16 protein-coding genes are annotated in these 16,198 nt (G+C 52.1%); all 16 read right to left on the bottom strand.

What is annotated here, in order from left to right:
• Positions 1–13: 13 nt before the first annotated feature.
• Entirely contained in the window at positions 14–2,227 is a 2,214-nt protein-coding gene (locus tag IPP35_08760; protein MBL0059181.1) for a radical SAM protein, read from the bottom strand.
• Positions 2,228–2,573: 346 nt separating this feature from the next.
• A complete protein-coding gene (locus IPP35_08755) occupies positions 2,574–2,768 on the bottom strand; it encodes a hypothetical protein (GenBank protein ID MBL0059180.1) in 195 nt (64 codons plus the stop codon).
• 122 nt (positions 2,769–2,890) lie between these two features.
• Entirely contained in the window at positions 2,891–4,201 is a 1,311-nt protein-coding gene (locus IPP35_08750) for an aminotransferase class III-fold pyridoxal phosphate-dependent enzyme (protein MBL0059179.1), read from the bottom strand.
• 22 nt (positions 4,202–4,223) lie between these two features.
• Positions 4,224–4,952: a glycosyltransferase family protein gene (locus IPP35_08745; protein MBL0059178.1), complete on the bottom strand. Its 729-nt coding sequence runs from the start codon at positions 4,950–4,952 to the stop codon at positions 4,224–4,226.
• Positions 4,953–5,010: 58 nt separating this feature from the next.
• A complete protein-coding gene (locus tag IPP35_08740) occupies positions 5,011–5,889 on the bottom strand; it encodes an aldo/keto reductase (protein ID MBL0059177.1) in 879 nt (292 codons plus the stop codon).
• Between the two features lie 4 nt (positions 5,890–5,893).
• Positions 5,894–7,036 (bottom strand): UDP-4-amino-4,6-dideoxy-N-acetyl-beta-L-altrosamine transaminase, encoded by a 1,143-nt coding sequence (gene pseC / locus IPP35_08735; protein ID MBL0059176.1) that lies wholly within the window; start codon positions 7,034–7,036, stop codon positions 5,894–5,896.
• A 12-nt stretch (positions 7,037–7,048) separates the two neighbouring features.
• Entirely contained in the window at positions 7,049–8,035 is a 987-nt protein-coding gene (pseB, locus tag IPP35_08730) for a UDP-N-acetylglucosamine 4,6-dehydratase (inverting) (protein MBL0059175.1), read from the bottom strand.
• A gap of 110 nt (positions 8,036–8,145) precedes the next feature.
• Positions 8,146–8,838, bottom strand: a complete 693-nt coding sequence (locus tag IPP35_08725; GenBank protein MBL0059174.1) for an N-acetylneuraminate synthase family protein — start codon at positions 8,836–8,838, stop codon at positions 8,146–8,148.
• A complete protein-coding gene (locus tag IPP35_08720; GenBank protein MBL0059173.1) occupies positions 8,835–9,203 on the bottom strand; it encodes an N-acetylneuraminate synthase family protein in 369 nt (122 codons plus the stop codon). Before IPP35_08720 ends, IPP35_08725 begins: the two co-directional genes overlap by 4 nt.
• 12 nt (positions 9,204–9,215) lie before the next feature.
• Positions 9,216–9,953, bottom strand: coding sequence for an NTP transferase domain-containing protein (locus IPP35_08715; protein ID MBL0059172.1), 738 nt, complete (start codon positions 9,951–9,953; stop codon positions 9,216–9,218).
• Positions 9,950–10,540: an N-acetylneuraminate synthase family protein gene (locus tag IPP35_08710; protein ID MBL0059171.1), complete on the bottom strand. Its 591-nt coding sequence runs from the start codon at positions 10,538–10,540 to the stop codon at positions 9,950–9,952. Before IPP35_08710 ends, IPP35_08715 begins: the two co-directional genes overlap by 4 nt.
• Entirely contained in the window at positions 10,537–10,800 is a 264-nt protein-coding gene (locus IPP35_08705) for an N-acetylneuraminate synthase family protein (protein ID MBL0059170.1), read from the bottom strand. Before IPP35_08705 ends, IPP35_08710 begins: the two co-directional genes overlap by 4 nt.
• 173 nt (positions 10,801–10,973) lie before the next feature.
• Complete coding sequence (locus tag IPP35_08700) at positions 10,974–12,476, bottom strand: polysaccharide biosynthesis protein (GenBank protein MBL0059169.1); 1,503 nt, start codon at positions 12,474–12,476, stop codon at positions 10,974–10,976.
• A gap of 48 nt (positions 12,477–12,524) precedes the next feature.
• Entirely contained in the window at positions 12,525–14,450 is a 1,926-nt protein-coding gene (locus IPP35_08695) for a hypothetical protein (protein ID MBL0059168.1), read from the bottom strand.
• A gap of 4 nt (positions 14,451–14,454) precedes the next feature.
• Entirely contained in the window at positions 14,455–15,027 is a 573-nt protein-coding gene (locus IPP35_08690) for a GNAT family N-acetyltransferase (protein MBL0059167.1), read from the bottom strand.
• Between the two features lie 96 nt (positions 15,028–15,123).
• Positions 15,124–16,152 (bottom strand): radical SAM protein, encoded by a 1,029-nt coding sequence (locus tag IPP35_08685; protein MBL0059166.1) that lies wholly within the window; start codon positions 16,150–16,152, stop codon positions 15,124–15,126.
• Between the last annotated feature and the right edge of the window lie 46 nt (positions 16,153–16,198).

Here is a 16,198-nt window from a genome sequence, read left to right as displayed (position 1 = left end):
AACGGGTCGACCCCTAATTATTTTCCATCGGATGAACCACCCCGGGGACTTCCGTGTTGATCAACCCGTGCTCCTCAGCATAAGCGATGGACCGCCGCATATTGGAAGAAACCATAACGTTGTAATAGTATTCATATTTGTCGGCCGTAGAATCAAAGGATTTCGTATCTCTCATGAAGTTGATATGTTCCTGAATATTGCGTATCACCAGGCCGAACCTTCTCGGTTTTGGCAATCGATAACGGGAGAGCGGAAACTCATAATTCTCGTCGGCCCAAACCTTTACATCAAACGGCAATTCCACATTCACCACGCGTTCATTAGTCTCTAGCGGGCTGATGATACAATCCGGTTGGAGGCCGGACAAAACATCCAAAATCGAATAAAAATCACTCTTTCGATCGGCAGGAGCTTCGCCTTGAACCTTTCTGTCAAAGACCTTTTTGGCGGCGGCGGCGACCTCGTTGACGAAAACGACCTTGCTTTCCCGCCCCAGAACTTTCGCCATCGTCAATTGGGTGTATCGGTTCCAATAGAACCGATCCACGTTTCCGTGTTTTTCGATATGTTGCACCAGTTTTTCTTCAAGGGCTTGGGGCGTGTCAAAAAACAGCGGCTTAATACTCTCCACGTATTCAGAGAGGATCGTTCGGTGGAAAGGGTATCGCTCTGGGTTTCCGACCAGTTCGTCGTAGATCTCGATAATCGTCACGTCGTAATTGAAGCCATGCATGATGATTTCCTTAAGGTAGGCCGAACCGTAACCCACCATCCCCCAGATCTTAAACCGGTATAGTTCGTAGAAATCGGCTTCCGTCATTTCCGAATGCTCCACCACAAGCTCGTCCATCTCAAAGACCCATCGGTCGTCGATCCGTGTCACGTCTTTTTCGATGAGCGCGAACTTGGTCCGGAACTTGTACTGGGCTCGAGCCTCCCCGGTATACAACTCGGAACCTTTGATCAGGTAGAGCGCGCCCACATATACACTGTCCAGGCGAAGCGTGACGGCCATCAGGAAAGAGTTCTTGAACGACGAAAGGGACTCTTTCGGAAGCCCCGAGATGAGCTCCGTGGAGGAGGCGATGCCGTTCGAGCGCGCGTAGGCCACCATTTCCTGGACCTTGCTCAGGGGCATGTTTCCCCGTTTGATGTTCTTCAGGGTTTCCACGTTCAACGATTGAAAGCTCATATTCAAGGGTAAAAGGTCTTTCATCAAAAGCGCCATGGTCTTGATATTTTTGAAAGGCCCCCCCGCGGAGTAATACACCCTCAGGCTGGAGGGATACCCCGTGGTCTTTCGCAATTCGTGGATGAATTCGGCCAGTTCCACGTCTTTTTCGGCGATGCCCCAGTTGGGGTCGGCGATTCGCAAAACGGTGTTCGGATAATGGTTCATGAGGTAGCGGATTTCGTCTTTTGAATACTCCAGGGAGTGCTTGCGCATCTTTCCCTCATTCAATCCGACCGTGCAGAACGTGCATTTGTAAGGACAGCCTCTCGTCGTTTCGATCTGCGGAAGGAGGTTGTATTTGTCCATGAACCCTTTGAACAGGCCGGACGAATAGGGGGACGGAATTCGGTCCAAGTCAAACAATATTTCCGGGGCGGGCCCGCAAACGATGGCGTCGCCCACCCTTGAACTGCACCCCGGAACCCCGGCGCTCTTCACCGCCTCCTTATCCCCGGTTTCGATAAACTTCGCCACTAAATCCGCCATCGGGATCTCGCCGTCGCCATGAATAAGCACGTCGATGTTCGGATAAGCCGCCAGGAGTTGATAGTCGTTATAGACCGGCCAGGTGAACGAATGGAGGGCCTCGTTCTGGGGGGCCGGGGCCATCGGAATAGCGCCTCCCGTTTTCCCCGCGAAAGGGAAACCGCTCGTTTTTTCTTGGCCAAAGGGGCTGATATTCGCCCCGCCGAAAACGATGAGCGCGCGGGGACAGGATTCTCGTATGGCTCTCGCCGCCACCAAGGTCAGATAATCATTCCAGGAGAAATAGCCGAAACCCACAATATCCGGCGTTTTTTCTTTGACGGCCGCCATCAGATCCCCATAGGTTCTAAAAAGATGGAGGTCCACCCTGTTGGAGAATTTTTCTTTCACATAGGACCCGACGACGCCGAGGCCCAGAGGGAAGGTACGAAGACTCAAACCAAAACCATCATGGGCCAGTTCAGCGAGATAAACGACGATCGCCGGATTTGCGTTTTCGTTTTTCATTGGTTTCCCTTTTGTTCCGCCTTAGGATTTCATTTTCCATCCGTCAGAAGAAGGGAAGTCTCCCATTAACATTTCTTCCCGGCCTCCAGTATGAACCCTTCAATGTCCGCGCCGCCGCGAGCTATATCTCCCGTTCAGCAGCGCTGCGCGCTGCCGAACTCGTGACCTAACACAATGGTCCTCTTCAAAAGCGTCAGTTTAACCCCTTCATTTATATCGATTGAAAGCGGGGATAGGCTTGATCTCAACGGCGTTAGCCGTTACCGTCCGACCTCGCCTTCGGGTATTTTCCCAAGAGACGTCCCGCCGTCCTTTTCAACGCCACATCTGAATTATCCACGCCCACCTATTTCGTCGCGCCGTCATTCATGATCGAAGGAAGCAATCGGGCCGTCCCACAGCCGATTTCCAATACCGACTTTCCCTTCACCACCTGGCGGAGGACATTTTGCGCGAGGAGGTGCCTGTTCTTGAGGGATTGATTGACATCCACCAGACGACGGAACCATCCCGCGGAAGGGCGTATTTGTCGCTTTTCCAACCGATAATCTTTTCATCCCAAAATTGTTGCTTATTGAGGTCGGCCAATAGGAACCCCTTTAAAGGAAAACAGCTATCCCGCTTGCCACGCGATGCCCGGAATTTCAATAGACACGGGCAAACTCACGTCAACCGTTTGAAACCGCTCGTGCAAATCGGACCGCGTAGCAGGGAGCGTTCCGTGCCGCTTCGCAAGGCTTTCCCTATTTTGAAAAAGGCTTTATCGGCGGAGGCCAAATAGTTCCCGATATGTTTTTCCTTATGCGCAAAACTCGCATAGAACGCGTTCGATGCGAGGAATCCCTCTTCCAGCATGAATTGCGTGAAAAGCGTCTTCAGCAGTAAAGGATCCCCCCGGTTAAAGCTGAAGTGGCAAAGCGAATCCATTCCGGCCACGGAGATATCCACCCCGTGCCGGTGAGCCGCGGTCTTCCATCCGGCCTGCACTTCCCTGCCGATCCGGCAGAGCCTTCCCGGGATGTGGAGGTGTTTGATCTTGTTTATGGTCGCGATGGCCGCGCTCGGCCCTATTCTTTCCGTCCAATAGGTACTGCTCACAAAGGAATCCTGGGCGGCCTGCATAACGTCCGCGACCCCGATCACGGCGGACATGGGGTACCCGTTGCTCATCCCCTTGGCGAACACCGCTAAATCGGGTTTAAGCTTAAAGAGTAAGTGCGCTCCGCCGACGGTCAGCCGAAAACCGGCGGTTATTTCATCCACAATTAACACAGCGCCGATGGCGCGAGTCTCCTCTTGAACGGCGGCCAGGAAACCGCCTTCGGGTTTCACTCCGCGAATGGATTCAAGAATAACCGCGCCGATTTTTCGTTTTCCATCTTTGATGAGTTTCCTAAAACCAACGGTGTCATTGTAGGTGAACGGAACGGCCGTTCCCCGAAGAGCGCGAGGGACACCCGCGGGGTTCAAGCCGGGAAGGAGATGTCCGTCCAGAGATTTTTTATCAGCCACATTGGCGGCCAAATACCAATCATGCCATCCGTGGTAACCGCAGAACAATACTCGGTCGCGCCCCGTCCTCGCGCGGGCAATCCGCACGGCCATCGACATGGCTTCGCCGCCGCCGCGCCCAAATCGCGCCATGTCCGCCCACGGGTGCAAAGATACCAAGAGTTTGGCCAATTCCACATCTTCCGGGGCGTTCAGCGTGCTCATGTTCCCGGCGCGCACCACCCTGGAAACGGCCGCATTTACGTCCGGATCTGCATAACCCAGAAGACAGGATCCGATTCCCATGGACGCCATGTCGACGTAGCATTTTCCATCAAGATCCCAAACGAGACAACCGCGCGCCTTGGAAAAATAGGCCGGCCATAAACCGGGAGAGTAGAGTTCCGGCCGTTTTGAAAACAGCTGGGTTCCCCCCGGAATTAATTCCTTGGCCTTCTTATACAACGATTGGGTTTTGTTCATAGGGCCCCATCATCCTTTTTCGTTATCGCCATTCCGTTCCCACCGGACGGTCTTGCCGGAGGGATTTCTTATAACCCTCGTTTCGCTCAAGGAGTCCGTTGATCTTTTCCACTTCGGGATGTGTTCTCAAGTAACGGAGTATATCCTCCATTCCGAATATTTTCTTTTTGTCGTAAAGAGCGTTGAAAATATGTTTCAAGAATAAAAAGTCTTCCTTGTTATCAAGAGTCCATCTCATTTTTCCGAGGTTTTCCCTGCACGCGACATTGGTCAGCTTGAAGAGGGTCGGATGGTCCTTCAGGTAGGGAGTCACGTGCTCCCGCTGAGAGGCCAACTTGGCCTCCTTCCATGCTCGCGATAAGGCCGAAAAAGTGAACACCTCGACATCCTGGCCGTCGGGAAAGGTTTCTCGAAGTATGTTGGCGGTCAGGTCGGAGCGGCTGGCCAAATGGCGGGCGATCACCCGATTGATAATGCGGGGGTCGATAACAGGACAATCCGCCGTGATTCTCACCACGTGGTCGACGTGGAACAACCGGGCCGCCTGATAGTAACGATCGAGAACGTCCTGTTCCGAACCCACATAAACGCGGATCTTGTTTTCGGCGCAAAACCTGACGATCTCCAAATCCTCCTCCTGGATCGTGGTGGCGACGACCACGTCGCGGACCAATCGGGCACGGCGGATTCTTCCCACCACGTGCTCCAAGACCTTTTTTCCTCCCAAGGACAATAAGACTTTTCCCGGCAAACGGGTGGAACACATCCTGGCTTGGACGATCGCGACCGTATTCACGGGACGAATTGTATCAGGTCCAGAGGGAGGGAACCACGACCTTCTCCTCATTCACAGCCAGTTGTCGTAATTCTGCCGATAGAGCGGAATCTTCAAAAGGGTTTCCGAGCGCCGCGACGTTGGTCCGCAAATGAGCCGCCGAATCGACCCCCAGGACGATCCGATCAATGGTTTCGTGCGCCACCACGAACCGCAGGCAAAGATCGAGCACCGGGACCCCCGTCTGTGAAGACAGTTCACGGAGTCTTCGAATCGAGGCCGCCGCCTTTTGGAGAGCCCCCGTCAGCTTCTCCTCCGGGAGGAATACAGCGCCCTGCAAAAAGACCGATCGGGCGTGAACTTCCACGGACCTTTGTTTCAACTCCGAAAGGAGCGGCGCAAATCGGGTATCCAAAACACTGAACGGAATTTGGACAATATCCGGGCAAATCCCCTGCGCCAGAAAGAGTTCAACCTCTCTGGGGAAATAGACGGAAAAACCGACTTGTTTAACCAGATGGTCGTTTTTCAGTCCCAACAGGAAATCCCAAACTTCCGGGTGGTCGCGATACGTTTTGAAATCGTGAATGAGGTATCCTTGAAGAAAGGGGGCCCGCAACCGGGTTAACGATTCCTTCAGAAACCCCGAGACGCTCAGACGAGAACAATTCGGATGGGGCGGCAATTTCGAAATGACCTGGAAAGACCTCCCCATCTTTTCGGCGAAGGACCCAATGACCTCCTCGCTGGTTCCGTAGGCGCGGCTGGTGTCCAGCAGGGAGATCCCGCTTTGATGCGCGGCGTCAAGGATCGAGAAAGCGGCGGGGAGGTCGGGTTGTCCTCCCCGGTTGGCGATCCCGTAAGGTAGACCCAATTGGACCGTACCGAGGCAGATCCTGTCGGCGTTCAACATCGCGTCATCGAAAAAATCCTTGGACCTGTTTGATGATATATTCCTGTTCCGAAGAGGATAATCCAGGAAACAAAGGCAGACTTAAACATCGCTGGTAGTACCTCTCGGCGTTCGGATAATCTCCAAGACGATATCCGAATTGTCTTTTGTAAAACGAAAACAGGTGAACGGGGATATAGTTGACCTGCGTTCCAATTCCCTTTCCAAAAAGATGGTCGTACAACGCCTGGCGCTTTTTGGGCGGGACCTGAATGACGTACAAATGATAAGAGGGGGTTGTCCCTGGTCTTTCAAATGGGAGAATTATTTCCGGAATCCTTTTGAACGCCGAATTATATTTCTGAACAAGCGCGTACCGCGCTTTGCGGAATTGTTCAATGCGGGACAACTGAGACAACCCCAACGCACACTGGAAATCCGTTAGGCGATAGTTGTAACCCAGCTCAGGGATATCGTAAAACCATCGCGGCCGAGAAGGGTCCTTTGTAATCCCATGATGCCTCATACGACGCGCCCGTTCGTAGATGCGCTTATTGTTGGTGAGCAGGGCCCCGCCTTCACCGGTTGTAATATGTTTTATGGGATGGAAACTTAAAATACTCACATCGGCATGAAAGCCAGAACCAACGCGAACCTGGGCTCCTTTGTGCTCATAGGCCGCCCCCAGAGCGTGTGCCGCATCTTCCACAACGGGAATGCCGTAGCGCGCGCCGATTTGGGAATACGCCCGGACGTCCGGAACCGTCCCCATAAAATGCACAGGGATAATGACTCGCACTTTTCTCCTGCGAGATTCAACCCGGAGATACTCCTCCAGGCGTTCCGCGCTCATCTGGTAGGTTTTAGGGTCAATATCGATAAAATGCGGTCGCGCCCCGACATAACACGCGCAGTTGGCGCTCGCCGCAAAAGTGATGGGGGAAGTGAGGATGGTTTCCCCGGGACCGACCCCCAGAGAAAGCATCGCGAGATGCAACGCGGCGGTGCCGCTTGAAACCGCCACGGCGTGGCGCGCTCCGGTGTAGCGGCACAACGCTTTTTCAAAATCGCCCACCCGAGGACCCTGGGTCAGCCAGTCCGAACGAAGGGCGGAGGCCACCGCCTGCACATCCGCACGGGTGACCGATTGCTTTCCGTAAGGGATCAAGGAAAGAGGGCCCTATTCATTCTGCGAAATCATCGCGGTTAAAGACGCGATATCGAGCCACCGATCGTTGGTATCGCTCCGGTAGGAAAAAACATTTTTCACGAATTCGAACGGATCATATTTTGAATCGAGGGCGGCGCTGATCATGAACTGCGGCAAAACGACGTAGAAATCACCGACTTGTTTTGTGCTTCGCGCCTCGTCTTCGGAAATGAGGGTTTCATGCAGTTTTTCCCCTGGACGTATGCCCAACTTCTTAAACGTGCACTCCGGATCCACAGCCCGCGCCAAGTCGGTTATCCTCATGGAGGGGATGCGGGGCACAAAAAGTTCGCCGCCTTCGGCCTCTTCGAGCGCACGCAAAACGAGGTCAACCCCTGCCCCCAAACCGATCCAAAATCGAGTCATTTTCTCATCGGTGATGGGGAACTCCTTCACGCCCCGTTTCTTAAGATCGGCAAACAAGGGAATAACGCTTCCCCGGGAACCGACGACGTTCCCGTAACGCACCACCGAGAATTTGGTCTTATTCCCGGTGTATGCGTTGGCGGCGACGAAAATCTTTTCCGCCACAAGTTTCGTCGCCCCGTAAAGATTGATGGGGTTGACGGCCTTGTCGGTGGAGAGAGCGATCACCTTTTTTACCCCTCGATCCACGGCCGCTTCGACGATGTTGTCCGCCCCGGTGACGTTGGTCTTCACCGCCTCGGTGGGATTGTATTCAAGAGCCGGCACTTGCTTAAGCGCCGCCGCATGCACGACATAATCCACCCCATCGAACGCGCGGAATAACCGGTCGTGATCCCGGACGTCTCCGATGAAATACCTCACGGGAAACTTCTCGATGGGAAACGTTTTTGCCATTTCAGATTGTTTGTACTCGTCCCGACTGAAGATAATCAGTTTCTCGGGGCGAAACCGCTTCAGGAAAATCGACGTAAACATCTTCCCGAAAGATCCCGTCCCCCCCGTGACCAAAACGGTTTTCCCCTCAAACATGTTTTTCATTTTGGCTCCAAAAGGCAACGTTAGAATTCGTTGAATATTTTAAACGCCGCGAACGACCCATCCCGCCGGAACGAGAGAACCCAAAGCCCATGAGGATCCTTCTAAAACATGTCCCACGAGAGTAGCTCGTCCGGTTCGATGTTTTTTTTGGCCGTTCTCCCCACGATGACCCCCAAAAACTCGGGGTAAATGCCGGTCCCGGGCCGCTTGCAGGAAACGGCTCGATCCGTGATCCTTTCGCCCTTCTTAATTCGACGGACGGCCACCAGGCTCTTGCGTGCGAGTTGATAGGCTTTCTCCTCCGCCGCGTAATGTCCGCTCCGGTAGGTGCCGATTGATTTTTCCACCCTCCGACAACGTTTTACGAAATCCCCCAGTTCGTCGCTCGTCAGGGCGAATTTATGATCGGGACTGTCGGGGAGACGGCTGTCCAAGGTGTAATGCTTTTCAATCGAACGCGCCCCCAACGCCACCGCAGCCAACGGCACTTCCGCCCCAAAGGTATGGTCGGAATACCCGATGGGGATGTCCGGAAAAATCTGCTTCAACCGGACCATTTTGGCCAGATTCGCGTCATCATCCTTGCACGGATAACTCAGCACGCAATGCTGAAGCGCGATCTCTCGAAGGCCTGTCCGGTGAATGACGTCAATGGCTTTCTCCACTTCCCCAATGGAGGCCGCCCCCGTCGACAGAACAATCGGCTTTCCGCAGTCGGCGATGAATTCAATCAGGTGCAAGTTTGTAATCTCCGCTGAGGCGATCTTAAAGAAATCGACCCCCAGTTTCTTCAAAAATCGGGCGCTGTCCATGCCGAAAGGGGATGAAGAAAAAAGGATCCCTTGTTCCTGGGCATACTCTTTGAGTCCAAAATACGCTTTTTCGGCAAGTCATCCACCCGCGCGAACATTTCGAATTGGGTCCCCCCCCCGTCCGTGTCCAGTTTCGGATCCCAATACCGAGCGGCTTTTTTCGTGCTGATCTCCTCCGCACTGTAGGTCTGGAATTTAATAGCGTCCGCGCCTCCGGCCTTGGCGGATCGAATAAGTTCTTTGGCTCGCCCGACATCGTTGTTGTGATTGACCCCCGCGTCGAGCATGATGAAACAGTGAACCCCGTCGCCGATAGCGGCGCCGTGTTGGAACCGAATTCCACCCATCAGGCTCCCCCATTAATCAATGAGTATCTTCTTTTTAATTTCATCCGAAGCCGCCGCATCTTCTTTCACGAGCGGATAATCCGACCGTTGAACGCAGTGGGAAACAATTTCCTCCAACGAGGGAATCCGACCATGAAAATGATCGACGAGAGCGTTCGCGAATTGGACATCCGATTCATAATCGATGGTCAGCCGCAATTGCGGCATCCGAATATTTTCCGGCACATGGAAGAACTGCTTCCGTATAAAAGGAGCGAGCTCGAAAAAGTAGGTCATGAACTCGCTTAGTTCGGGCGTGCGGGCGCGCCGGTGAAGCTCTTCCAGGGCGGAGGTCCGAACGATTTCACAGGCGGCCCCCAGGGGCACACCCACCTGCCGGGCGTAATCGGCCTTGTTTTGTTTCATCTCGACGAACATCTCCCGCATGGACAGAAAATCGGTAAAAGGATTGTCTCCCGTAATTCGGACGATATACGCGGCGGGGTTTGTCGAGACACAGCGGACAAACCGCCTCAGCACATTGTCCGAATCACCGCGAAAACAGCGGACCCCGTTGGAGGAACACCATGATTCTATCTCTTTGTCCTCGTCCGCGGTGGTGGTGCAAACCACAAAATCATCGAGTCCCGATGTTCGTAACCGGTCCACGAGGATTCGAAGAATCGGTTTTCCAGCGATGGTCCGAAAAGCCTTTTTTGGGAGCCGCCTGGAAGCCATGCGCACGGCGACCAACCCAATAATCTCTTTCATCTTAAAATGTCCGGCGAGATCACCTCGAACCGTTGGATATTTTTTCGAGCCACTCGACCGACCACGTGGCCGGACTGGTTGAGTGTGAAAAACGAGGTCCTCGAAGAAAGATGGGCGCATCGGCCCATGATGTTCTTGGGGAGGATCCGAACTCCTTGGTCGATCGGATCGGCCGCGACAATGATTTTCCGCTTTGAGCGGGAGTAAGCCTGTTCAGAAGAAGAAAGGGGAAAGAACGTTGTCCCCAACGCGGACTGAGCCTTCTTAAGGCGGTGAGCGAGCGTTTCAAACTGGGAGGGGTCGAACGCCGATTGCCAATCATACAAGGTCTTCCTGGCTTTAAGATACGCGTGTTTTTCGATGCAACAGGCCCCTTGCCCAACCGCCAAACAAGGGACAAATTCCGAGAAAGGGTCAATGGCCGGAGAATGATCCATGTATCCGACGGAACAACCGTATCGTTCTCTTAGGAATTTAATTTTCCCCACGTTGGATTCCTCGATCGGAGTAGGGAACGCTTGAAACCCCACCAAGAGACAGAACTGTTTTCCCGAACATATTTTAACAATCTCGTCGATTTCGCTCAGCGTCGCTCCCCCACTGAGATCAAGACCGGCTTTCCGATCGAGAGGACCTTTTCAATGAAAGGATTATTGCCGATGTCGCTGGCATAGATTTTAAAACCGTCGGCGCCGACCCGATCCGCCGCCGCCAACGAGATGTCGCCGAAAACGTCAAAATACGCCTTTTTCCTTGCCCCATGGATGAGCCGCACCAGCGTGGAAAATACGGTCGGCGGAAATTCAAAGGACTTGAATAGCTCGTATTGGGGGTGAGCGGGGGTCAAAAAATCATCCGCCACGATGCATTGAAATTTAACGGCAGGGACGCTCGTAGCCAGCAGCCTCTTGGTCAGTTGGAAAAGATACGGACGAGAACCCCCGTGTGAATTGGCAACCTCTGCGATGAGGAGCGGAAATTGAAATTTTTGACGACCCAATGGGATTCTCCCTATTCCATCTAATGAGGCGAGACGGGGCGAAATTCCGGACTGAGCCCCTTTTGAGGTTTTAACAACCGGACGATCTTTCGTGCCGTATCCATCGTCGCGACCTTCCAACGGGAACCCGCGAAGATCAAGGCACCAAATAAGCAAATCTTAAGGCAGAGTTGAACGCCATAGGATATTTGCGTGGCGCGCATTAGAAGGCCTGCCAAGGTGCTGAGCCCGATGATTCCATAGACGCACGCCACAAACCCCCATTCGTAATGTATTCGATAAAGAGACTGACCAATAACGGTCAGCAGTCCGTTGATGGTCGCGTAGGAAACCAACGCCCCCAAAGAAGCCCCCACCAAACCCCAGCGTGGAATCAACAACAAATTCATGCCGACATTGACCAATGTTCCCATCGTTGTGGCGAGAACAATATACAGCGGCTTTTTCGCGTAGGCATACTGAACCCCTACGTACATTCCAAATATGTTCGTCGACATGGCGCAAAGAAAAATCATAATCACGTCCACCGCGGGCTGGTAGGCCGGGGGAGCCAGGAGACGGACGATTTCGGAAGAAAACAATAGAACAAGAAGCAACGGGCTCGCGGTGGCGAAGAGAAAATAGGAGAACAATCGTCCAACGGGCCGGCTCGCCTTCGGTCCCTGATCAAACACCTGTCGATAACACAAGGGTTGAAAAGAGGACCATATGGTGTTTAATAAAGAAATCGATGAATTCCCAAGCGACTGCCCGATGTTATAAACACCCACGGCCTGCAACGTGAGGACTTTGTTGATCAGGTACTTGTCAAAAAACCTCCCTATGAAACCGGTGAATGATTTCGGAATGTTTTGGGCCCCGTAAACCAGACTTTCTTTGAGCATTTCAAAACTTAAAACGTTTCGAAAATATTTAAAAAAATATAACGTGCATAGGGCGGAGACCCCAAAAGAACTTGCGATTGAAGCGTACATCAAGCCGGTGTAATCTTTAAACGAAAAACTTAACGTCACATTGAGACCGCCTAAAACAACGGCATGGAATATCGTGAAAAACGAATGGACTTTCGCATTTTCAAAGTTCTGTAACGTCGTTAAGTACACGTTGAGGATGAAGAAGAAAAAAGTCGATACGTAAAACGTAAAAAATGCGTTTCCGTACCCTGGGTTTCCTATGAACAACGTTGAAAAGGCGTTCCTGAAAATATAGATGGGCGCGGAAGAAACGAGCAGGACCAAGTGCAGAAAAAATTGGCACGTGAAAAGATATCGACCCAGCCGAACGGGGTCTCTTCGGTATTCGAAAAAATACCGCTGGACCGCGATCGGCAAACCCCATGAAAAAATCCCCACGGCAAAGGTTGAAAACACCGTGGCCATGGCCACGGCCCCGAAATCCTGGGGGCTCAAAATCCTCGTTAATATCGGTAGCGTCATTATGTTAATGCCGATTCCGGCAAATTTCGGCAAAACATAGAAAAACGAGTTCGTTATTAACTTCTTTTCAACTTCCATGCCGGCCATACCGCGTCCGAAACCTGCACCATGGAAGCCTTTAAATCCTCCAAGGGATCAATACCACCCGGTCATGCACAAAGTGATCAGACTGACAAGATTGTTGAAATCTTGGCCTTTCGTCTCCTTTTTTTGCAGATACGCATCCGCAATGGAGTCCAGGTATTTGACATTGAAGGTGCGATCATCCAATAACCCTCGATACGGCTTTGAATGGAGGGTTTGACGGAAAAATTCACTCACTCCCGATCGGTAGACGATCTCCTCGGTCAAAGAAAATCCCTCGAGAACGTCATAGAGATAGGAATGGGGACCCGTTTCAAGCAATTCATACGGAAATTTAAGACGGTTTTTCAACAACCATTTCAGCGGATACTTTGTGTGATGGAGATCGAGGCCCCGTCCCCAAGACTCGGGAGCCTGTGAAAGCAGTTGGATTAATCGTAAATCATTAAAAGGAGATCTCCACCCGTGGCCGTTCATGGCCATGGCGTGTTTTTGAACATTGACCGTGGAGCCCTGGGAATGCATGCTGTGGTAGAGATAAATTATCCACGAATACATTGTTTCCGGGGTCATCGATTCCAAATTCCGAAAACACTCAAACATGTAATGGACGGATTGGGCCTCAACAGACGGTTTCAGGGCCGGATTGGCGGGGATTCTCGCAAAGGGAATCCTCGTTGAGCCGTGGAATAACGGAGATAAATAGGCGCGCATCTTTTCCGCCTTGGAGGCCCCCGCCCCCGCCCACTTGACCTCGGGTTTCATTCGTTGAAAAATCTGGAACACTTTGTCGCTCAGGTATGAATCATCAAGGACTTTCTTAAAGAAAGTCGGTCCGAAAAGATAGCAATTCATTTTATCGGCGTATTCGGTGAATGATTTGACGGTATGAAAAAATGTCACAAATTGAGAAAACCCGAAATTGTGAAAAGAATCCGAGGTCTCTCCATTGAAAACCACTTCCGACCCTCCGTTCGACTCCGTCAGCCGTTCGGACAAGCGGGAGTAATTGTGGGTGACGATCGTGTAGACATGACGCGATTTATAAAATGGAAGCACCTTCTTCCAGTAATCCACGATGGCCCGGTTTTTGAAATCGAAAGGAACAATATCGGGGCGGATTCCAAAAAATTTGCCGATTTTCTTTATCTTCTCGATTTCAAAAGAATTGATGACATGGGTCGCCTTCGAGTACAGCATACTGCCGGTGACCATCCTGACTTTTCCAGAACCGAACTCATCCGCCAACAGGCCGACCAAGCTGGACGAATCCCAACCGCTTGAACTGGACACCCATGTGGTCCCTTTTTGGTTGGCCCGGGTTCTGATGGAATTCCGCAAATAACTCTCGTACGTGGCCAGGTGGTTTTGAGTGTAATCTTGGATGGGCAGAGGTTTGAATTCGACCTGTTCCGTTGAAATCTCCCCGTCCAAATGTTTAATTTCTCCAACGGCCAAACGGTTCACTCCCACATACATGGTTCGCGGCTTGGGGACATACCACCCATACACCGAAAACATGTGGGCGATCATTTTCTGGTCGTAGCGCGGTTGAATGAACGTGAACAACAAATCCAGATCGGAACTGAGGTAGAATTGATTATTTTCTTCCGCGTAAAAATAATCTTGGCGCGAGTATCGATCGGAAAAAATAACGGCATTTCTCTTTTCGGAATCCGCGAGCAGGCACACGAACTGGCCTTCCATCGAGTGATGAATATCCCGATAGGAATGTTTCCGGAAAATGTTTTGGATCCGCCCCTTTGAATTCATCGGGAGGACGGAACCGTCCGGGTTAATGAAATAAAACAAATCCCCCCAAATGTAGGCTTTCTTCGTGGCCGAGATAGAAATCGTATGATCGGCCGTTTTAAGACTCGCGACCAAATTCGACCCGCCGCGCAAGGCCGTAACGGGTTCAAGCGAAACACCCAAATCGAGCCGACGGTCACCGGTGGCAATAAACATTTTCCGCATGGTTTTATTCCCTTCGTTTCAATTTTGGTTGCAATGTTTTTGCATACTCTTCCCGCAATAAACCCAGGCGGTAACAACCCAGGTAGGAACCGTCCACAAAAACATGACGGCGCAAAAACCCTTCCTCCTTAAAACCGATCCGCATAAATGCCCGGCGAGAGGCCTCATTGCCCTCGACCATCCCGCAAGACAACTTGTGTAAATTAAGCCACCCGAACGCATGCTCGACAATGAGCTCGATGGCCTCCCGGCCGTAACCTTTGCCGCGGAACGGCTTCTCCCCGATGAGAACGCCGACCTCCGCGCGCCGATCCTTCCATTGTATGTCGTTCAACGTGATATTTCCAATGTGTCGTTTTGATTTATTTAGAAAAATACCCAGCAAGAGGCCAGTTTTGTCGACGGCATACTGGCGGACGTAGGCCCGCAATTCGCCGAGCGTCACGGGGAACCGCCCGACCGCCATAAATTGGGTCGTTTCGCGGTCATTGACCCAATCCGCGTAGTGGGACAAATCGGCCCGGAGCGAAATCAGCCCGAGCGTAACGCGCCGGCCAACCAGGTATTTCGTTTTCATCGCCCCCGACCTGTTCGCCAATTTCAAATCACCACCCCCGGCCCGACCGATGTTTCGTCGACCTTTTCCTCATTCTCTCCGCCCGAAAACCCGCCGTCAACGACAGTTGATTTGACAACCCTTGCACGCCTCTATTTCATCATACCGGTGTTCCGAATGTAATCGTCTCATGGCGGAGAGCTCCGGACTGTGCCAAATGTCACGGATTGAACGGGTTTTGATATCCCCGATAGGATTTTTGCTGTGGTGATCTCCGCAACACATCAGCACCGTGCCGTCAAAAAGGATGACCAGCCTTTGCCATAGCTGGGGGCAAGGGAACCGTTCGGTTTGCACTGGAACATTCACCTGGGCGTCCTCTCCGGACTCATTGTTGCCGGAGCGGTAGCGTGAAATCCCAATCCGGTTGACCTTGTCCTGCCAGAAATGGATGTAATCCATGAGTTCATTTTGGTTCATGGACATGAAAACCATTTGGACCATCACGGAAGGAAAAGCCGATCCAAGCTCATTTCGAATTCTCAAAAAATCAAGGATGTGCCCTAACGTTTTTTTGTAGTCGGCGCCTTTCCGAACGCTGTTGTAGAGGGAAGGATTCATGCTGTCCAAAGAAAATTTGATGCGCACCAGACCGGCGGAGATAAGGTCCTTGGAAAGTTTTTCGTTCAGCATGGTCCCGTTCGTGTTGAACTGGACATCCATAATTCCCGACTCCCGAGCCAAGCGGACAAATTCCGCTATCTGAGGATGGAGGGTGGGTTCCCCGCGAAAATTAAATTTCACGGAGGGAAGGTCGGCTTTGCTCAGCTTAATTTCGTCCATGATCTTCTTGAAGAGGCCTGGGGAAATCAACCCGGAGGGCATCGTATCAAAGGGGATTTGACACATGGTGCAACGAAGGTTGCAAACGGCCGTGCATTCCACATCCAAATGGAGGGGATAATCGCCCACGATTTGCGATCGCGGCCGTGACGTCCAGTTCGCGCGGTACGCCTGATACGACGGACCTAGACGTTTTTCCACGTTATCGATTCGATCGGTGCCAAGAACCTCGACGTAATCCGCGCTGATTTGGACGACGTGTTCTTGAGGCAACCACCCCAAGGGAACAAAAGACTTTTCCATATGGCGCGCGTCCCTTTACTGCCGGACCGGCTTCGGCCCCGCCATG

The organism is Elusimicrobiota bacterium (assembly GCA_016721625.1).
Taxonomy (GTDB): Bacteria; Elusimicrobiota; Elusimicrobia; order FEN-1173; family FEN-1173; genus JADKHR01.
Note: the sequence above shows the minus strand (reverse complement) of the source record. Positions and strands in the feature narration are given on the sequence as shown.